This is a genomic window from Maribacter hydrothermalis (genome assembly GCF_001913155.1).
GTDB classification, from domain to species: Bacteria; Bacteroidota; Bacteroidia; order Flavobacteriales; family Flavobacteriaceae; genus Maribacter; species Maribacter hydrothermalis.
In genome coordinates this window covers 2,705,216-2,726,528 of sequence record NZ_CP018760.1, presented here as the reverse complement: position 1 = coordinate 2,726,528, position 21,313 = coordinate 2,705,216, and the positions used below count along the sequence as shown (strand labels likewise).

The 21,313-nt window shown below is 34.1% G+C and carries 15 protein-coding genes; 11 read left to right on the top strand and 4 right to left on the bottom strand.

Features of this window, described 5'->3' with window-relative positions; translation table 11 throughout:
* Positions 1-72 precede the first annotated feature (72 nt).
* From BTR34_RS11530 to BTR34_RS11500, 7 genes are all read left to right on the top strand, one after another.
* Positions 73-576: a hypothetical protein gene (locus BTR34_RS11530; protein WP_068481779.1), complete on the top strand. Its 504-nt coding sequence runs from the start codon at positions 73-75 to the stop codon at positions 574-576.
* Between the two features lie 111 nt (positions 577-687).
* Complete coding sequence (locus BTR34_RS11525) at positions 688-2,229, top strand: pyruvate kinase (RefSeq protein WP_068481776.1); 1,542 nt, start codon at positions 688-690, stop codon at positions 2,227-2,229.
* A gap of 69 nt (positions 2,230-2,298) precedes the next feature.
* Positions 2,299-2,772: a hypothetical protein gene (locus tag BTR34_RS11520; protein ID WP_068481773.1), complete on the top strand. Its 474-nt coding sequence runs from the start codon at positions 2,299-2,301 to the stop codon at positions 2,770-2,772.
* A 304-nt stretch (positions 2,773-3,076) separates the two neighbouring features.
* Positions 3,077-3,925, top strand: coding sequence for an SGNH/GDSL hydrolase family protein (locus BTR34_RS11515; RefSeq protein WP_068481770.1), 849 nt, complete (start codon positions 3,077-3,079; stop codon positions 3,923-3,925).
* Positions 3,926-4,237: 312 nt separating this feature from the next.
* Entirely contained in the window at positions 4,238-4,693 is a 456-nt protein-coding gene (locus BTR34_RS11510; protein ID WP_068481768.1) for a hypothetical protein, read from the top strand.
* Between the two features lie 315 nt (positions 4,694-5,008).
* Positions 5,009-5,554, top strand: a complete 546-nt coding sequence (locus tag BTR34_RS11505; RefSeq protein WP_068481766.1) for an HNH endonuclease — start codon at positions 5,009-5,011, stop codon at positions 5,552-5,554.
* Between the two features lie 600 nt (positions 5,555-6,154).
* Positions 6,155-12,196 (top strand): alpha-2-macroglobulin family protein, encoded by a 6,042-nt coding sequence (locus BTR34_RS11500; protein ID WP_068481764.1) that lies wholly within the window; start codon positions 6,155-6,157, stop codon positions 12,194-12,196.
* A 256-nt stretch (positions 12,197-12,452) separates the two neighbouring features.
* Here BTR34_RS11500 and BTR34_RS11495 read toward each other — a convergent pair whose 3' ends face one another.
* Positions 12,453-14,501: a M13 family metallopeptidase gene (locus BTR34_RS11495; RefSeq protein ID WP_068481762.1), complete on the bottom strand. Its 2,049-nt coding sequence runs from the start codon at positions 14,499-14,501 to the stop codon at positions 12,453-12,455.
* 278 nt (positions 14,502-14,779) lie between these two features.
* Between BTR34_RS11495 and BTR34_RS19145 the strand changes: the two genes are divergently transcribed.
* The gene (locus BTR34_RS19145; protein ID WP_068481760.1) at positions 14,780-15,511 is read left to right on the top strand and encodes a carboxypeptidase-like regulatory domain-containing protein; all 732 of its coding nucleotides are present in this window, start codon (positions 14,780-14,782) and stop codon (positions 15,509-15,511) included.
* Positions 15,511-16,515 carry a transglutaminase domain-containing protein gene (locus tag BTR34_RS11485; RefSeq protein WP_068481758.1) on the top strand — a complete coding sequence of 335 codons (1,005 nt, stop codon included), beginning with the start codon at positions 15,511-15,513 and terminating at the stop codon, positions 16,513-16,515. Before BTR34_RS19145 ends, BTR34_RS11485 begins: the two co-directional genes overlap by 1 nt.
* Positions 16,516-16,517: 2 nt before the next feature.
* Here BTR34_RS11485 and BTR34_RS11480 read toward each other — a convergent pair whose 3' ends face one another.
* The 3 genes from BTR34_RS11480 to BTR34_RS11470 form a co-directional block, all read right to left on the bottom strand.
* Positions 16,518-17,036, bottom strand: coding sequence for a DUF4136 domain-containing protein (locus BTR34_RS11480; protein WP_068481756.1), 519 nt, complete (start codon positions 17,034-17,036; stop codon positions 16,518-16,520).
* A 66-nt stretch (positions 17,037-17,102) separates the two neighbouring features.
* The gene (gene obgE / locus BTR34_RS11475; RefSeq protein WP_068481753.1) at positions 17,103-18,104 is read right to left on the bottom strand and encodes a GTPase ObgE; all 1,002 of its coding nucleotides are present in this window, start codon (positions 18,102-18,104) and stop codon (positions 17,103-17,105) included.
* Positions 18,105-18,379: 275 nt separating this feature from the next.
* Positions 18,380-19,486 carry an adenylate kinase gene (locus BTR34_RS11470; RefSeq protein ID WP_074472132.1) on the bottom strand — a complete coding sequence of 369 codons (1,107 nt, stop codon included), beginning with the start codon at positions 19,484-19,486 and terminating at the stop codon, positions 18,380-18,382.
* A 135-nt stretch (positions 19,487-19,621) separates the two neighbouring features.
* On the opposite strand from BTR34_RS11470, the gene BTR34_RS11465 reads away from it, so the two are divergent.
* Positions 19,622-20,776: a 5-(carboxyamino)imidazole ribonucleotide synthase gene (locus BTR34_RS11465; RefSeq protein ID WP_068481750.1), complete on the top strand. Its 1,155-nt coding sequence runs from the start codon at positions 19,622-19,624 to the stop codon at positions 20,774-20,776.
* A 5-nt stretch (positions 20,777-20,781) separates the two neighbouring features.
* Complete coding sequence (gene purE / locus BTR34_RS11460) at positions 20,782-21,270, top strand: 5-(carboxyamino)imidazole ribonucleotide mutase (protein ID WP_068481748.1); 489 nt, start codon at positions 20,782-20,784, stop codon at positions 21,268-21,270.
* Positions 21,271-21,313 lie beyond the last annotated feature (43 nt).

The window sequence follows — 21,313 nt, the reverse complement described above, 5'->3', positions numbered from 1 at the left end:
ACTATATTTCCATAAAATAACGCGGACTACACATAGCGCTGCGTTGTAGTGCATTTTGCCAAATATTAATCGATGAGCCAAGTATTGAAATTTTTAGGTCTTAAAAAGCAATTACAAATAACATTGACCTATGGAAAAACGGAATTCATAAAGTTTATGGAAAAGGACATCAAACCTGACCAATTATTTTTCTTCGACATATTTGACGTAAAGCAAAAGAAATACTACGGAAAGATTAACCATAATGGATTTAAGATAAGACGGAGTAATGGCTCTTTGTTTCCTGAAAGTCAATTCACCAAAGTAGTTGGAAAAATTTCGGGTGGAGAAAACAATACGGAATTGGACATTTCACTTATCGGTTGGAATTGGTTTATTGTTCTTTTCATGCTGATTATGACATTGATATTTGGACTAGCATTAAATGATATACTTTCAACTAAAAGTTACGGAGTTTTGATTATGTTAGTCCCTGTCTTTTTAGTTTTTCTGTTGGTTCCGATATTTAAGATGAGAAAGGGAGTAAAGAGATTTGAAAAGTATTTGAAAGCGGAGTTTACCAAGGTTGACGGATAAAAACGCACTACAACAAAGCTAAACGTAATGCGGACTTATGGGCAAAACCGAAAGGTCTGTGTATATTTATATTGTCGCGAAATCTTTAGGTATAAGTAAAAAAATAACAAAATGACAATAAAAAAAATAGACAAAGAATTATCTAATATTCTGCATAAAATGGTTGAAATTGAAAAGACCATTAATGTGGAACTGTCAGAAATACATGAAGATTATCAACTTAGTGCAAGAAATCTTTACAGATATTTACTATTAAGAAGTTTTGATTTAAGAAAATTTCATGATACTCTTTCTGATCTTGGGATTTCTTCTATGCGAACTGCTGAAGGATATGTTTATAGTAATCTTTACAATGTTGTAAAAAATTTGAGAATACTTCAAAACAAACCTTTTGAAGTTGATTTTATTGTTGAAAAAATAGGTTACAAAAAAAGTAAAAAACTTCTAAAAAAACATGCAAATAATCTATTTAATGAAGGTCGTAAAAAACATTTTACAGAAATAATGGTGACGCTTCCCAATGAAGCTGCAGATGATAAAGCGATTATTAAAGCAATGGTTTTGAGTGGAATGGAAATTGCACGGATAAATCTAAGCCATGGAGATATAGGTATATGGGAAAAAATGGTAAAGATTATTCACGAAGTCAAAGCTGAGACTAAACAAAAGGTAAAAATTTACATGGATTTATCTGGACCAAAAATAAGAACATCCACAATTGCAATCCATAAAAAAAAAGGTGAAGTAAAAAACAGCATTCCTATAAGAGTAGGGGAACATATCATACTTACCAAAAGAGAAACTTTGGGAAAAATATCAAAATTTGGAGAAGCTAATGAACAACTTGAAAAAGCAGAAGTAGCTGTTTTGTTACATGAGATTATTGACGATGCTGAAATTGGAGATACCATACTATTCGATGATGGAATGATAAAGTCTAAAGTTGTAGGCAAAAATAAAAGAGATTTAGAATTAGTTATTACGGATTGTTATAAATCGAAATTATCTTCTCATAAAGGTATAAACCTTCCTAATACGACACTTAATTTGCCAGCATTGACGAACAAGGACATTGAAAATTTACCGTTTGTCTGTGAACATGCAGATATTGTTGGTTATTCTTTTGTAAGAACAGCTGCCGATGTTAAAATACTATATGATAAACTCGATAAAAATAATGCAAAAAATATCGGTGTCGTTTTTAAAATTGAAAATCAAGAAGCCTTCGAAAACTTACCCGAAATTTTATTTGAAGGTATGAAGCGAAATAAAATAGGGGTAATGATTGCAAGAGGTGATTTAGCTGTAGAAATTGGTTTTGAGCGAATATCAGAAGTTCAAAATCAAATATTATGGTTATGTGAAGCAGCTCATATACCCGTTATTTGGGCTACTCAGGTACTTGAGAATCTTGCGAAAACAGGAATACCAACAAGAGCTGAGATAAGTGATGCGGCCATTGGTGCACAAGCTGAATGTGTCATGCTTAACAAAGGACCTTATATTAATGATGCCATAAAAATTCTTCAAAATATATTAATAAGAATGGAAGGGCATTCCTTTAAGAAAAAAAATGAACTAAGGGCACTCAATATTTCAAAAAAATATTTTCAAAAACTGAGTGAATCGAAAACTATACCTAAAATTAGGTAAGAAGTAATAGCTCCTTCGTCGCTATTACTCTTATCATTATTCGTTACAAAACATTTAAAAAAACATATTATGAAACTATGGAATTTTGAAGCAAAAAATAATCCTAAAGAGATTAGTAACAAATTAGAATCCGCACTTAAAACTGCCGGATTTGTTTTTAATACAAATTGTGATGAAAATAATTCAGTAACATTCAAAGTGCGTAAACGGATTCTTTACGCTTGGTACATGGCATTTCAAAACTGGACTATTGTTAATGGAAAATTAGTAAAGACAGATAATGAAAATAGTACCGATGTAGAAATTTCCTTTAACCAGCACTTTCTAATAAAATTAATAGTTTTTACACATATTTCTTTGATTTTGGGTCTTTTGATTGCGATAATTGCGGGAATAAACAGCAGTCCCACCATGTACATATTTGGAGGACTAATATTAGCACTAGGAATTGTATTATGGATTGGTGTTCAGAGGAAATTTGAAAAGGACATTCAAAAATATAAGACATTAATTTCCGAAATATTGGAATATCAAAGAATTTGAAAATCTGTGCATAAATTGACTTGAAAAATATTTTGATAAATTAGAATACGACTCTTTGCGAGGAAATACGTTTGGTAAATATGGTTATGCACAATTCAACGCTTAACGGAAGAAAACAACCCAACATATCAAGTCACTAACTACCTGCAGGCAGTTAGGTATATAATTTACTCATTATGATGTTTATTTCTCAATGATATTCATTTGTTAGCTAAGCTTGTAATGACCGCGTTGCCAAACATGTCAGCTCCATACAATCAGATGAAGTGAGCTAAACGTTTTACATCTAAAGAAAAAAAATTAAATGAACGGATTTAAGGAGAAAATCGTCATTACCTTATTAACGTTAACCGTTACTATCTTATGTGCCTGTAATCAAAATAACGACGAGCCAATAAATGTCCTTCTTGTAGGCAACAGCAGTATTTACTACAATAATATGCCCGAAATGCTCGAAAAAATCGCCCATGAAAACGGACAAGAATTAAAGACAAAATTGATTGCTTTCGGCGGTTATACATTACGAGATCACTTAAACGAAGGGATTGTCGAAAAAACACTCGATTCCCTAAACTGGGACTTCGTAGTTCTAAACGAACAGAGTACATTCGGAGAGAATTATGTGGTGAACGGCCTTCAAAGAGTGAGAGAAAGCGAGTCGTTTTATAAAACCGTCAGGGAATTTAATTCATTGATCAAGAAACAAGGTGCCAAGACAGTAATCATTTCATTGTATCCAAGAAAAAATGTACCGAAAATTGATGGGGAAATCTTGGACTATTCATACATGAAAATCGCAAAAGAACTGGATATCGAACTATCGCCCGTCAGTCAAACATGGAGGGATATTATGAACGTTGAAAGCAAATGGCAACTTTATCGAGATGATAACCTGCATCCCACACCACTCGGTTCGTTTGTAACCGCAAACGTTATTTATTCCACTATAACCGATAGCAAAAGCAAACCGATGAACGGAGAAATAACCGGCTCGTTCATCGAAGAATTTGATGGTAACAAGAGAAAAGATTCCATTGTACCATTAATTAAGATAAACGAATCCAGATCCCGGACAATAAGTGAAAAAGCATTTAAAAACGTTCAAAAACTGAACAAGACCGGAGGTTATTTGAACTTAAAAAAACCTAATTGATCTTTTAGAAAAACAAATAACCTTAACTTTAGAAAACCAACAATGGAGAAAATACGGTTGTACTCAATACGAGCTTAAATTCCCATACCAAAGCTCTGGGCGTGCCAACGAACTCCATAAAATATTTTGGATTTTACTTTTTCGCGGGACAAGATTAAACCGAAACAAAAATATTTTAGTTATCGCCTGTGATAAAAGTAGTTTCGTGCAGCGCCGAACTGAGGTTAGTAGAAACCCTCAATTACTAGAAACCTTCAACAATTTTCGCAACATTTAGGATAAAAATATACCTTAAATTCAATTGTATATTGAATGAAAAATTTAGCTACCTTAGATTATATTGACATTATAAAAATTTATAAAGGCTTAAATTTTCGCTTAATGAAATACGGACTATTAATATTCGTACTTACTATTTTAAGCTGTTCAAAAAACGAAGTAGAAGAATCATCCTCTTCGGAGCTTAAAGGAAAATGGGTAGAAACAGAAACTCGAACGGACACCATAACTTTTGAAGTTTTCGAGGAGGTGACGGCAATTAATTTGGCACGGGGAAAAGAAATTAGAAACGGAAGTTTGCTGCCTAAATATGGTTCAGGGCCTTACAATTACAAACTCTTAAACGAAAAAATATCACTTAATTATTCTTTATCCAGCAATTCCAGTTATAATGACTATTATTTTAAAATTATAAATAATAAATTTAAGATTGGTAATTTCTATGAATCAACGTCAGGGGAACTACTGACTTTTGAAAAGTTAAACTAAAAAATACTGGCAAGTGTTTTACAGAAAGTTTGAGGCAGATAGACCTTAAAAAGAGGAAAAACAAAACGTGTTTATTAGAACATATCTTAACAAATAACAATACCGGTTATAGCAATTAGGGCAATTACTATTTAATCCGAAGGCTTGCGTATATTTACAAAGTCCGCAAAATCTTTGGAATTTTGCTATGTTCAGAAAAAAAAGAAAAAGCAAAACCCAATGCTTTTGCTAAGTGTTGGAGGAATGTAATCGCTTATAAGTTACCCTATTTTTCATAAACTAAGACGATACCCAACATTTATAATAAATTTAGGAATGATACGAAATTATAGGAATGAAGAATGGAAGGAGATTGTATTTGATGACAAGATTTCCGAAAAGGAAAAATTTAAAATATCAAATTACGGAAGAATCATAAACTGTAAAACTGATAAGGAATTTCTGGTCAAAGAATACTTTATAAATGGATATCAGAATTTGCCCCTCAAGCAAAAAAAAAACGGAAAACAAACTAGCCGATACGTTCACAAACTAGTTGCGGAACACTTTCTTGAAAAAAATAACGGAATCTGTGTTATTCATTTGAATTACGACAAAACCGACAACCGACTTGAAAATCTTAAATGGGCTACAAAAAGAGAAAAGGAGCTTCATCAATTCAGCCATCCGGATTGGGAGGAAGTTGTTAAAAAAAGGAGCAAAAATATTGGTAAATTAAACGCAGGAAAAGTAAAGATTATAAAACGCCAATTAAAAAACAAAAAGAATAGAATGAGTATGATCGCAAAACGTTTTGGAGTATCTGACATGCAAATTTACAGAATAAAAATAGGAGAAAACTGGAGTTCAGTAACCGAATAAAAACGCTAGGCAACTATGTAAACAACTTATATCAATTCAGTTATTTGAGCGAAATTAAGGCGTATTAGAAAGTCGCCAAATTATTAAATTTACCCGCCACGTGCCTTATACAAGGACGTTAGCTATAAGAAAAAATCAATCCGATTACAAAAAAACAACATATTGTATATGTTCTCTTTCTTCTAAAAATAAACTTATTTCCAAAGCAAAAATTGAAGGTGGTATTATACCTAGTTATGCATAATTAAAAATTACAAGTTCAGGAATTGAAAAGAAAGATAATATTATGTTAAACCAAGAGAACACTTTAATAGTAGCATTTAAAAATTAACAATTTTGCTTGTCTACAATAGGGAAAGCTTATCTGCAACGCCTTCTAATAAATACTTAAAACTATAACGCCATAGCGTGTTATTAATTAAAACTTAGTACTTAAATTCAGGAATAATTATAAGTCTATTAGTAATAAAAACCTAAGCTTTATAAGTACATGTTTATCTTTGATATCGATATCAATGGCTAACCGAAGTATATACTTTACTCATTTTTCATTGCATCTAATCTATAATTGGCACAGTTTTGTATTGTAATTTTACTATGATGAAAAAACTATATTTAATTCTAATCCTGCTTATGTTCGCACAATTTGGTAATGCCCAAGAGCAAAATTCTTATGATTCACTATGGGACAAGGTTCTAGATTTTGAAATGCAAAATTTGACCAAATCTGCTTTACAACAAACAGAAACCATTTTTGAAAGAGCAAAAAAAGAGGATAATAAAGTACAGATTATTAAGGCGCTTCTTTACAAATCTCAATTTATCATGACCCTTGAGGAAGATGCTAAATTACGTATCGTAAATGATTTCAAATCTGAAATTGCAATTGCAAATGAACCTACCAAACAAATTCTTCATAGTTACCTGGCCACACTATATTGGCAATATTATCAACAAAACAGATTTCAATTTTACAACAGAACTACAACAGATGTCAAAGTAGATTCGGTAGATTTTAGAACGTGGGATCTTGACACCTTATTCAAAGAAATAGATCTACACTTTACTGCCTCTTTAGAAAACCCTACGACAACCCAAAAACTAACAATTTCTCAGTTTAATGATATTTTAGAAACACAAGAAAAAAATAGAGTTTATAGACCTACCCTCTTTGATCTCTTAGCACATACCGCTTTAGAATTTTATAAAACGAGCGAAAATAACATTAGCAAACCTGCCAATGCTTTTGAAATTGACAATGAAGCTATTTTATGTGAGGCTTACAGCTCCAGTTTTTTAAAATTTGACGAAAGTGAAACAATTTCCCTACAGGCAAAAGCATTAAACATCTATCAAGAACTGATAGCTTTTCACTTTGGTAATCCAGATATTAATCCGTTGGTATTTGTAGATATTGAGCGCCTAAAATTTATTCACGAAAATGCCACGTTCAGTAATAAGACCGAACTATTTTTAGAAGTACTTAAAAATTCTTCTGAAAATATAAAAGCGAGTCCATTATCTAGTTTATATACCTATGAAATTGCACTCCAATATCAAAAATTGGGTCAGTCTTATAATCCAAAGTCCAATGTGGAATATCAGTGGAAGTTAAAAGAGGCCATTGCTCTTTGTGATAATGTTATTGCCAGATTTCCAAAAAGTTTAGGTGCCCAAAAATGCCAAGTTTTAAAATCGCAAATTCAAGATTACGATATACAATTAACGGCTGAAAAGCACATACCAAGCAATACCATAGGAAGACTTTTAGTCAGTTATAAAAACGTGGAAAGTTTAAACTTACACGCTTATAAAATCACACAAAAACAACTTAAAACCCTAGAAGAATTATACCCTGATGCTAAAAAGGAATCTTACATTAAAAACTTAAAAGCAGCCAAAACGTGGTCAGCAACATTAAAGACCGAGAATGACTATCAAACACATAGCACAGAAATTTCAATACCCGCTCTTGATAATGGATATTATATTATAGCCGCTGAATCTGTCGATAATAAAAAAAATATATTTAGCTATACTGCAGTACAAGCGACAGACATAGCCATTATTGAAACCCAGACCTATACACACCAGCACTATCAAATAATTAATAGGAACAATGGCAAACCTATTACTGGTGCGTCCGTAACCTTAAGTTTTCTTAAAAACTATAGGGATAATTTAAAACATCAATCCTATACTACCGATAAAACAGGTACTATAACAATCAAAAAAAATAATGATAGTTGGAATAACCTAACGGTTACGGTCAAGACAGAAAATGAAAGTGCCTATTTTGGTGAGTATTATATTAATAGAAATTATAACCAAAATAATGAACACATAAATTATACTTGTTTTTTATTTACAGATCGGAGCATTTATAGACCAGGTCAGCCCGTTTATTTTAAGGGTATTGCCATTAGTCAAGAAAAAGGCATTTCTAAAGTTTTAGAAAACCACGAAATTGAAATAACGCTTAGTGATGTTAACGGACAAGAAATAGAAAAACACACCCTAACTACTAATGAATATGGGTCTATTTCGGGTGAGTTTATTTTACCGAACTCTGGCCTTACGGGTCAATTTTCTATTCGAGCTAATTCTGATACTATAAATTTAAACGGATACACAAGTATTTCTGTAGAGGAATACAAGCGACCAAAATTTGAAACCAGTTTTGAATCCGTTACAGAAACCTATAAAGTAAATGATAGTGTAACGGTTACAGGTAAAGCAACAGCATATGCAGGTAGCGCTATTTCTGATGCCAAGGTAGTTTACCGTGTAAAGCGCGTCGTAAATTTACCAAGATGGTTTTATTGGTCCAGACCCTATTTTAATGGCTCATCACAAGAAATTACCCATGGCGAAACCGAAACAGATGCATCAGGAAATTATAAAATAACCTTTAAGGCAATACCGGATACTAGTATAGATAAAGAAAACCTACCTACGTTTACTTATGAGGTTACAGCAGATGTCACCGATATAAATGGAGAAACCCGAAGTACGGTAACAAACGTTGCTGTTGGGTATCATGCCCTAAACGTAAACTTGGTGGTGCCAGAATCTATAGACAAGACCCTTAAAAATACGAGCTTCAATATTACCAGTAGAAATTTAAACGGAATGTTTGTTGCTGCTACTGGAGAGGTAAAATTATATAAATTACAGGCACCTGATAATGTTCTCCGACCCAGACCATGGACTGCTCCAGATTATCCAGGTTTTGCAAAAGATGAGTTTAAAAAGCTATATCCATATGATGCTTTTGAGAATGAAGACGACCCAGCTAATTGGAAGAAAGGCAAAATGGTATGGCAATCGAACTTTAATACTCAAAAATCTAAAGAAATCAGTTTTGGAAAAACTAAAAATTGGGAGTCGGGAAAATATAAAATGGAGCTATTTTCAAAAGACAAATTTGGTCAAGAAGTAAAAGATATTGCCATTTTTACATTTATTGGTACTGAAAACACCTTAGCCGACAACCAATTGTTTCAAATAAAGACGGATAAAGCTCAATATGAAATTGGGGACAAGGCGCAAATCACCTTTCTTTCAAGTGCTGAAAATCTAAATATCAGCGTTATTGTAGAAAAAAATCAGAAGGTTTTTGAGCAACAGGTACTTACGCTAAATAATAACTCTAAAACCATTTCAGTACCTGTTACAGCTGATGATTTAGGAGGATTCACAATTAACTACAGTTATGCCTACGCCAATCATTTTCAATGGAAAAATCATAACATTTTAGTACCCTACCCATCTAGTGATTTACAAATAGAGACTTCGACCTTCAGGGATAAAATAGCGCCAGGTGTAGATGAAACCTGGTCATTTAAAATAAAAGGTGCGGCTGGAGAAAAAGTAAGCGCAGAACTTTTAGCAAGTATGTACGATGCCTCTTTAAATCAATTTAGACCACATTCTTGGTATTTTAGACCATTAAGCCAGCCTAATTACTACTCTCAAAGAAGAACCAATGCCTACACTAGTTTTTCAACTGTTGACTTTCAAACATTTTCACATGATAACAGCTTAATCTATCCTAGCATTTATTTTGATTCGTTTGATTCGTTTGGACTGAACTTTCTTACTTTTGGAAATTTCTTTGAATCGCGAAAAATGTCAAGATCTGCCGCACCAATTGCAATGATGGCAGATGGTGTCGAATTAGAGGAATCCGCAATGACAGATGATGCCGAAGTAGGAAATAAATTAAAAGACAGAGCAGCAGGTGTAGAAATTACAGAACCAGAAGCTGATAATGAAAAAACAGATTTCGATTCAGTTACAATTCGTAAAAATCTACAAGAAACCGCATTTTTCTTCCCAACATTACAGACCGATAAAGAAGGGAACGTATCTTTTAATTTCACGACTCCAGAAGCATTAACACGATGGAATTTGCAACTCTTGGCACATACCAAAACGTTGGAAAGCAGTATCGTCAACCTTACAACGGTTACGCAAAAAGAATTAATGGTAACACCAAATGCACCACGTTTTTTACGTGAGGGTGATGAAATAACCATTAGCGGTAAAATTTCTAATCTTACCAAAAATCTACTTACCGGTGAGGTAAAATTAGAATTGACAGATGCTGTTACAGGTTCTAATATCTCAGATAAATTAACAGACTCCGCAAAAGGTCCGAATTCAATAGCTTTTGAGGTAGATTCCATGGGGAACACCCAAGTATCATGGGGATTAAAAATCCCTAACGGATTACAATCCGTCCAATACAAAATCATTGCAAAAGCAGGTGATTTCTCTGATGGTGAGCAAAATATGTTGCCCGTATTAACAAACAGAACTTTGGTAACAGAAACACTACCTATGTGGATTCGTAGTAACCAAACCAAGACATTTACTTTAGACAAATTGAAAAAAACTTCTTCAGCAACAATAAACCATCATAGGTTGACCTTAGAGATGACTTCCAACCCTGCTTGGTATGCAGTACAAGCTCTACCCTATTTAATGGAGTATCCGTATGATTGTAATGAGCAGATCTTTTCAAGATATTATGCCAATACATTGGCAAATCATATTGCAAATAGCAACCCTAGAATTCGTGAGGTGTTTGACCAGTGGGCAAATTCAGATGCGTTACTAAGTAATTTAGAAAAGAACGAGGAATTAAAATCGCTTTTGATCCAAGAAACGCCTTGGTTACGCGATGCACAATCTGAAACAGAACAAAAGAAAAGAATTGGATTGTTGTTCAATTTAAATATGATGAAAAGCAAACAACAATCTGCTTTAAATAAACTTGCTCAAAATCAGAATTCGAACGGGGCTTGGTCTTGGTTCAATGGCGGTCCTGATAACAGATTTATTACCCAACATATTATTACGGGTATGGGACATCTAAATCATTTAATTAATTCGGCTACGTTCAACAACCAATCTGAAATGATTGAAAAGGCAATTTCATATTTAGATGATGAGTTTGTGAAAGAATACGAGCAAATGAAGAAATTTACGTCCAATATGAACGATGATCATTTAAGTGCGCATCAGATTCATTATTTATACATGCGTAGTTTCTTCAAGGATGTTAAAACCACAAAGAAAGTAGATGAGATAACTTCTTATTATATAAAGCAATCTCAAAAATACTGGACCAAAAAAGGATTGTATGCACAAGGAATGTTAGCCTTAGTTCTACACCGAATGGACGACCCAAAAACGGCTGCCAAAATTCTGCGTGCTTTAAAAGAAAATAGCATTACCAGTGAAGAATTGGGTATGTACTGGAAGAGCAATACCAGTTCTTGGTTTTGGTATCAAGCACCTATAGAAACACAAGCTTTGCTGATTGAAGCATTTTCTGAAATTCGCCCTACCGATGTTGAGACTATAGATAACCTTAAAATTTGGTTGCTTAAAAATAAGCAAACCAACCAATGGAGTACAACAAAAGCAACTACAGAAGCGGTTTATGCTTTATTACTAAAAGGTAGCGACTGGTTATCGGTTACAGATGCCGTGGAAGTTTTAATTGGCGGCGAAAAAATTAACCCTTCTACATTAGAAGATGTAAAAGTCGAAGCAGGAACAGGATATTTCAAAACTTCCTGGAAAACAACTGAGATCCAACCAAAAATGGGTGAAGTACAAATTAGTAAAAAAGGTAACGGAATTGCATGGGGCGCTTTATACTGGCAATATTTTGAGGACTTGGATAAAATTACAAGTGCAGAGACACCGCTGAAATTAAAGAAGAAAATTTTCTTAAAAAAGAATACTGATACTGGTGAGGTGATTTCAGAAGTAACCGACAATACTACTCTAAAAGTGGGCGATTTGGTTAAGATTAGAATTGAACTAAGATCCGACCGTGATATGGAATTTGTACATATGAAAGATATGCGTGCAGCCGGTTTTGAACCCTTAAATGTAATATCCAGATACAAATGGCAAGATGGATTAGGATATTACGAAAGCACAAAAGATGCAAGTACAAACTTCTTCTTTGACTATTTACCAAAAGGAGTATATGTATTTGAGTATGATGTTCGGGTTAATAATGCCGGAGATTTCAGCAATGGCATTACTACCATACAAAGTATGTACGCCCCGGAGTTTAGCAGTCATAGTGAAGGGGTTCGTGTAAAGGTGAGTAATTAAATTCATTACCAACAAAGTGAAATAATCTGTTTATAGGCTGACCAAAAAATCATATGCAACGAACTTTCTACAGATTGCTTCGTCACCAAAATGTTCCTCGCAAAGACGTATTGAAATAAACCGAATGTAATTTCGAGCACAGTGAAGTACTTAGGTATGCGACAAATTCGAACAAACTCAATGCATTCAATATGAAATAGAAACAAAATAAGGCGCTACATTGTAGCGCCTTTATAACTATACTAAAATTTATGAATTACCAAATATGAACTCTCTTTTCAGGAGCTAAATACATAGCATCACCTTCTTTAATATCAAAAGCATCATAAAACTCTTGAATATTCAACAAAGGTTGTGTAGCTCTTACCATACCTGGCGAATGTGGATCAGTTTTGATCTGTGTTCTTAAAGCCTCATCTCTACTCTTAGTTCTCCATACGGTAGCCCAAGACATAAAGAAGCGTTGCTCCGCCGTAAAGCCATCAATATCGTCTGGACGACCATTTTCAGCATAATACTTCTGTAGTCCGTCATAAGCACCTAACAATCCGCCTAAATCACCGATATTCTCACCAAGAGTAAATTTACCGTTTACATAAACATCCGGTAAAACCATAACACTATCGTACTGTGCGGCCAAAGCATCAGCTCTTTCTGTAAAAGCGGCTAAATCAGCTTCTGTCCACCAATTTTTAAGATTTCCATCAGCATCAAAACGAGAACCACTATCATCAAAAGCATGAGAAATTTCATGACCAATTACTGCACCAATACCTCCATAATTTACAGCTTCGTCGGCAGTATAGTTATAGAAAGGAGGTTGTAAAATAGCTGCAGGAAATACAATTTCATTGTTTAAAGGATTAAAATATGCATTTACAGTCTGTGGAGACATTCCCCATTCCGTTTTATCGACGGGCTCACCTATTTCTGAAAAATTCTTTAATTCGCCCCATTTATCAACGGCGGTCATATTATCAAAATAAGATTTGTCGCCAGAAACTTCCATTGTAGAATAATCTTCCCACTTATCTGGGTAAGCGATTTTAACGGTGAATTTATCTAACTTTTCAATCGCTTTAGTCTTGGTAGAATCGCTCATCCAATCTAACACAGAAATACGATCTTTAAAAGCGTCGATTACGTTCGCAATCATTTTTTCAGCTTTGGCCTTTGCTTCCGGTGGAAATTTGGCATCAACATATAACTGGCCCAAGGCCTCACCAACAGTACCGTTTACTGTCGCCAATGCACGCTCGTCTGCCGGGCGTTGTTCTTTTGCCCCTCTCAAATATTTACTATAAAAATCCCAATTAGCCGTTTCGATTTCAGTAGTTAATCTCCCCGCTGCATTATTAAAGGTATCCCATCTCACCAAGGTTTTAATATCTTCAATAGGCGTTGTTTTTAAAAACTTATCTAAGGCTTCCGTATATCGTAATTGAGTTACCAAAAGTGTGTCAAATTTTTTGGTAATACCTAAATCGGCAATCAATTTATTCACATCTATGGTAGTCAACATTTTATCGACCTCTGCAATTGTTCTAGGATTGTTATAATTTCTTGCATCCCTACTTTCTACTTTATTTAAACGCGGCTCGGCCAATTGCGTTTCCATTGCAAGAATCTTGTCTGCGGCAGCAGTGGCGTTTGCCTCAGAATCTCCTAATTTTTGCAACATTTTAGAAATATGCTTTTTGTATTCTTCACGAATCTCTATAGATTTCTCATCTTGATCCATATAAAAATCACGATCGGGCAAACCTAGACCGTTAGCACCTAAATACACCGCATTCATACTACTGTTATTTAAATCTGCACCAGCTCCTATTCCTAAAAACGGAGAAGATACAGCAGCATTAGTAGCTAATACCGTTTGTAAATCCTTTAAATTTTTAACAGAAGCAATTGCTTCAAAAGCAGGTTGCAATGGGGTAATACCCGCTTTATTTCTAGATGCTGAATCTAATTTAGTATCAAAAATCGCTAACGCTTTAGCCTGATCAGTAGAAGCCGCATAGTTTCCACCTTCTTTAGCCATTGCCAAAATTTTCAATACATCGTCATCTGTAGATTTTCTAAGTACACTAAAACCTCCCCAACTTGTTCTATCGTCAGGAATTTCCGTAAACTTCATCCAATTTCCATTTACATAGTTATAGAAATCTGACTTAGGGTTCTGGGTGGTGTCCATATTCTCTAGAACAATACCGGGAATTTTTTCTACCTCAGCAGTAGGTTTAGGTTCTTCTTTACAAGATGCAAGGGCTACCAAACCGGCAGCTAGAAAATAAATTTTTTTCATGTTATGAATTAGTTTTTTAACGTGTTTGTTATAGGACGTACTTTTTAAGAATTGTTACAAAAATAACAGGATTTCACTTTCAATTTGTAATATTCAACATCCAAATTAAAACATTAACGTTTGATTACTACTATTTTACTCTTATAAAGAAGTCCTTAAAAAGGTTTAAAAAATAAATACAGGCGTTTAACTCATTAATAGTGCCCATACACTCATTATTCATTTTCCTTCAGGATATTTCACAATAGTTTAGATCTAATAATAAAAACCAATATATTATGATAAGCACAATAACTATAGCCGTAAAAAATCCTTGCAAAGAAAAATTCACTAATTTTAGTAAAACCCAAAAAGGTGGTTTTTGCATGAGCTGCCAAAAAGAAGTAATTGATTTTACAAAAGTATCCGATGAAGAACTTGTTCGGCAATTGCTTTCTAAAAATGAAAAATCTTGTGGAATGTTTAAGGCATCCCAGCTAAAAACATATGAAACAAATTATACAGACACCATGAACAAATCCATACTAACAAAAGGAATAGGAATTATGAGCATGTCTTTGTTAGCCCTTTGTGCTACTGAAGTTAAAGGCCAAGAAACCGCTAGTATAGAATCCGCTGTTGAAGTAGTTTCTTTTCAACATCAAAATATTTTGGGTAAGGTAGCTGTGCTACAAGAAAAATATACTTTATCCGGAACTATAGTTGATGAGGCAAATGAGCCCTTACCTGGCGTAAATGTGGTTTTAAAAGGTACTGCTATTGGTACACAGACGGATTTTGACGGGAAGTTTGAATTTCCTCAACAATTAGAAGCGAATAACATTTTGGTATTTAGCTATATTGGTTATGAAACTAAAACCTACAAAGTAGAAGCCAGTGAAAATACTAACATAGACATAAATATTTCGTTTAACTCGTATGATGTGGAATTAATGGGTGATATTGTAATAGGTGGCACCTATACTAGTAAGAGAACTATTTTTCAAAAGATCGGAGATCTTTTCAGATAATGAGAATTTCTAAAATTTTTATACTCCTATTTTCATTAACATGTTTTGCGCAGCATTCAGATTTTAAAGACATAGATTTTAAAAAAGCGGATAGTATTGCCAAAAATTATGAAGGAGCAAGTCTAGAAAACTTACCCGTACTAACTTATAATCTAACCAGAACGTTAGAAACAGATGTAGAAAAATTTAGGGCCATCTATACTTGGATTAGCACTAATATTGAGAATGATTATTCTTCATATTTAAAAATAAGCAACAAAAGAAAAAGGCTTGTCAATAAAAGGCAAGCCTATTTGCAGTGGAATACGGGCATAACCCCAAAGGTCTTTAAAACCTTACTGAAAGACCGAAAAACCGCCTGTACGGGCTATGCTTATCTTGTAAAAGAAATGGCTAATTTAGCTGGCTTTAAATGCAATATAATTAATGGTTATGGTAGAACGCCAACATTATTATTGGACGAAAGTAGCGCAGCAAATCATTCTTGGAATAGTATTGAAATAGATAACAAATGGTATTTGTGTGATGCCACATGGTCTGCCGGGCAAACAATTATAGATAATGGTATTCCACGATTTGAACCTAACTATTTTGATGGCTACTTTTTAGCCGAACCTAAACTTTTTGCAAAGAATCATTTTCCAAGCAATAGCAATGAAACTCCGGCTATACATAAGGACAGTCTAAAATCATTTATGGCAGGTCCGGTCATTTACAAAGATGCATTTTCAGCATCAATACTACCAGTATTGCCAATTAACATGCACACTACTATAAACAAGGGAGAATCCGTAAGCTTTTCATTAAAGTTACCTATTTATTTTACCGGTGAAATCCAATTAGTAATAAATAAAGGAGGTGTACAATATAGCCCCAATCCAATTATAAATAGAGCAGATAATGAGCTATGTTTAACCCAGGTTTTTGAAAAGAAAGGATTGTACGACGTTCATATTACCATTGACAGCAAGCTTATTACTACTTATGTAATAAAAGTAAAGTAATATTATTGGGGGGGATATTTACTGAATATTTTATCAACTACTGCTTTCAATTTATCTGACTTTTCTTCTGGCGTATCTCCTTCACGAAACGGGCTTTCGCTTATGGCTTGCCAAATAAGTATATCTTTTACGGCGTCTACAAAGTCAATTTGAAGTTCTCGGTTAAGTTTTGGACCGCCAACCGGTATACCAATAGATACACCGCCACCAATATTACCACCGCCCCCACCAAGGCCTACGCCAACATTATTTCTTTGTTGTGTTTTATAAACAGAACTTTTAATATTAATGAAAACATCTGGCTCTTCTGCAAACATAAATCCCTTTTCGCCTAAAGTAGCATCCAAAGCATTCATTAATCTTTTCTCATCTAATTCACTAAGACCTGTTTCCATATCACCAAAATAATTGTATGTAGTATAGGAAGTAAAATCCGTCTTATTATCATAATCATAATTAACTCTTATTGTTCCACAAGATGCTAGAACGATTAATACTATACTTAAAAAGAAGATTCTCATGATATTGACTTTTCTTAAAATTAAAGAAAAATAAAGCTTAAAATGACTTTTTACAAAGGTATTCGACTAAGCGTTAAGCATTTCCCAAAGCTTATCTTTCAATTCTACAATACCCATTTGAGCAACGGAGGATATGAACATAAAGGGAGTACCATTTAAATCTTTGTTCAATTCTTCTCTCATTTCATCCATTAATTCATCATCCAGCATATCGCTTTTTGAGATACATATAAGTCTTTCTTTATCTAGCAACTCTGGATTGTAACGACGTAGCTCGTCTAATAAAATTTCATATTCCTTACTAATATCTTTACTGTCAGCAGCTATTAAAAATAACAAGTTAGCATTACGTTCTATATGTCTTAAAAAATAATGACCTAAACCTTTTCCTTCGGCCGCTCCTTCAATAATACCAGGAATATCAGCCATTACAAAGCTTTTGAAATCGCGATATTCTACAATACCTAAATTGGGTTTCAATGTAGTGAATTCGTAATCTGCAATTTTAGGTTTTGCAGAAGTAATTACAGACAGTAATGTAGACTTGCCTGCATTAGGAAAACCAACCAGTCCTACGTCCGCCAATACCTTAAGCTCTAAAAGAAACTCGCCTTCCAAACCATCCATACCAGGTTGTGCATATCTGGGGGTTTGGTTTGTGGCTGTTCTAAAATGCCAGTTACCACGACCTCCCATACCACCTTTCAACAGTATTTTTTCCTCACCATGTTCAGTAATTTCAAAAAGGATTTCTTTAGTTTCGAAATCTTTAACTACAGTACCTAAAGGTACATCTAAATACACATCTTGTCCATCTGCCCCAGTACTGCGGCTTTTACTTCCGTGTTCACCATGACCAGCTTTAAAATGCTTTGTGTATTTAAAGTTTATTAAGGTCCAAAGGTTTTCATTACCACGAACAATAACATGACCTCCACGACCTCCGTCACCCCCATCAGGGCCACCTTTGGTAATAAATTTTTCACGGTGTAAATGAACAGACCCTTTACCTCCTTTACCAGAAGTTAAGCCCACCTTTACATAATCTACAAAATTACCTTCTGTCATGCTATACTATTAATTATTCAATAAACCCTATATTTTTAGGGTACACGTTGTAGCACATCTACTTAACAAATGTATAAACTTAGTTGTTGTGCTATAAGCCAAAATCTAGAGAGTCATCTATGTAAAACACATAAATTAAATACACTATGGCAATTATTATAAATGTTAAAATGGCAAAACCCACTGTAAGCATGCAACTCTTTAAACCATCTTTAGGTCTTATTACTTCATCTGGCATATAAGTGAGTTTTGTAATTGGTTAATAAGGCAAATAATTATAACGCCTCTATTACCTTTGTTAAACGCTCTGTAATTTCTGTTAAAGAGCCAATTCCATCTACACTAAAAAACTTATCTTGAGCTTCGTAAAACTCCTTAACCGGTGTCGTTTTTAAATTATACTCATCAAAACGATTTCTAATTTTAGTAACATCTTGATCATCACTACGGCCACTAACTTTACCACGTTCTAATAATCGTTCTAATAGAACTTCATCATTTGCTTCTAAAGCAATAGTAGCATTGATTTTCATGTCTTTAGATTCCAAAAAATTATCTAAAGCTTCTGCCTGTGCAGCTGTTCTTGGGAAACCATCAAAAATAAAACCATCTGCTTCAGGGTTCTTTTCAACTTCTTCCTGTAACATTTTTATAGTAACCTCATCTGGCACTAAATCACCTTTGTCCATATATGATTTAGCCAAAGTTCCCAAATCTGTTCCGTTCTTAATATTAAAACGAAAAACATCTCCAGTGGATATATGCTTAAGGTTATATTTTTCTTTTAGGAATTGTGCTTGCGTGCCCTTGCCGGCTCCTGGTTTGCCAAAGAGTACAAGATTAATCATATGTTTCTGGTTTAGTTGGTATACTTCTTTTAAATTTCTTCCATGCTCCTTGTAATCTAGTCCATAACCAACAATAAAATCATCCGGTATTGCCAAGCCAAAATAATCAATTGCATATTCTCCTTTATAAACATCTGGTTTATAGAAAAGACTAGCTATTTTAAATTCTTTGACCTTGGTTTTAGAAAACAAATGAACTAATTTTTGTAAGGTACGTCCTGTGTCAATAATATCTTCTAGTATAATTACACTGCGCCCTTCAATATTTTCGGGTACATCTAATAAAGTTTCTACAATACCCGTAGATGTTAGTCCCTGATAAGAACTTAATCTTACAAATGAGACTTCACAAGGGTGTTGATATGCCTTCATTAAATCGGACACAAACATAAATGACCCATTCAAAACACCAACAAAAATTGGGGTCTCGTTTTTATAATCTGCAGCAATTTTATCGGCAACAGATTTTACGGCTTGTTGAATTTCTAACTCGCTTAAATAGCGTTTAAAAAACTTGTCGTGAATTTGTATCAATTTTCTTAGATTATCAAGGTTTGCAAAGATAAGCTATTGCCTTGTGTTTTTAAATAGAAAGGAATTGGTTTCTAAGATTTAACCGTATTTTTGTAGCACTTAGGGCATTTTTCAACTGCTAAAAGCAACTTTTATATGGATTACTTTTCTTCAGATTTTAAATTAGGCATTTTAGGCGGTGGCCAACTAGGTAAAATGATGTTATATGAAACTCGAAAATGGGACATATACACCAAAGTTTTAGACAATTCTGATGAAGCTCCAAGTCGAATTTCTTGTAACGAATTTGTAAAAGGTAGTCTCCTAGATTTTGACACCGTTTACAATTTTGGTAAAGGTGTTGACATACTAACTATAGAAATTGAAAATGTAAACCTCGATGCTTTAGAAAAATTAGAGGATGAAGGCGTAAAAGTTTTTCCTCAACCAAAAGCATTACGTATTATTCAAAATAAGGCAAAACAAAAATTGTTTTATGTAGACCACGAAATTCCAACGGCCGATTTCCAGAGATTTGCCTATTTAAGTGAAATTGAGGATAGTATTGCAAACGGAGGGCTAAAACTACCTTTTGTTTGGAAGGTGGCCCAGTTTGGATATGATGGACAAGGAGTAAAAGTCGTTAGGAGTTTAGATGACTTAAAAGACTTGCCTAAAGGTGAGTGTATAGCAGAAACCATGATTCCTTTTAAAAATGAATTAGCGGTTATCGTATCTAGAAACGCTAAAGGGAAAATTAAAACCTACCCGGTTGTAGAAATGGAATTCCACCCCGAAGCCAACCAAGTTGAATATGTTATTTGCCCAGCAAGAATAGATGAAAAAGTGGCAGAAAAAGCACGTGCACTGGCGTTGAAGGTTGCCGATAAAATAGGCCTTACAGGTTTGTTAGCGGTAGAAATGTTCCAAACCAAAGATGACAATATATTGGTGAACGAAGTAGCGCCAAGACCACATAATAGTGGACATTATAGTATTGAAGCTAGCTACACGAACCAGTTTGAGCAACATATACGGAGTATTCTGGGCTTACCCTTGGGAAACACCGATAGTAAAGTTGCAGGTGTAATGGTTAATTTAGTGGGCTCGGAAGGGCATACAGGAAATGTTGTCTATGAAAATATAGATGAAATTTTAGCAATGGAAGGTGTAACGCCACATATTTATGGAAAAGCACAGACAAGACCATTTCGTAAAATGGGACATGTAACCATTGTAAATAATGATTTAGCAAAAGCAAGAGCCATTGCAGAAAAAGTAAAGGAAACAATTAAAGTGATTTCAAAATAAAAAACATGAGCAAAGTAGCGGTAGTAATGGGTAGCACAAGTGATATGCCCGTAATGCAGGAAGCCATAGATATTTTAAAAGGTTTTGATATAGCGGTAGATGTCGATATTGTATCTGCCCACAGAACACCAGAAAAACTGTTCGATTTCAGTAAAAATGCCCACACCAATGGGTATTCGGTTATAATTGCCGGTGCTGGTGGTGCAGCACATTTACCAGGTATGGTAGCCTCCATGTCTCCATTACCCGTAATTGGTGTTCCCGTAAAAAGTAGTAATTCAATAGATGGATGGGACTCTGTCCTTTCTATACTTCAAATGCCCGGTGGCGTACCAGTTGCTACCGTAGCACTTAACGGTGCTAAAAACGCAGGTATTTTAGCAGCACAAATAATTGGAAGCTCAGATAAATGTGTTTTAGACAAGATTATTTTATATAAAGAAGGTTTAAAACAAAAAGTATTAGATGGTGCTAAAGCCGTAAATGGCAAGTAGTTGTTTTTTAATAAAGCTCAATCCACATTACTCAAATAAAATT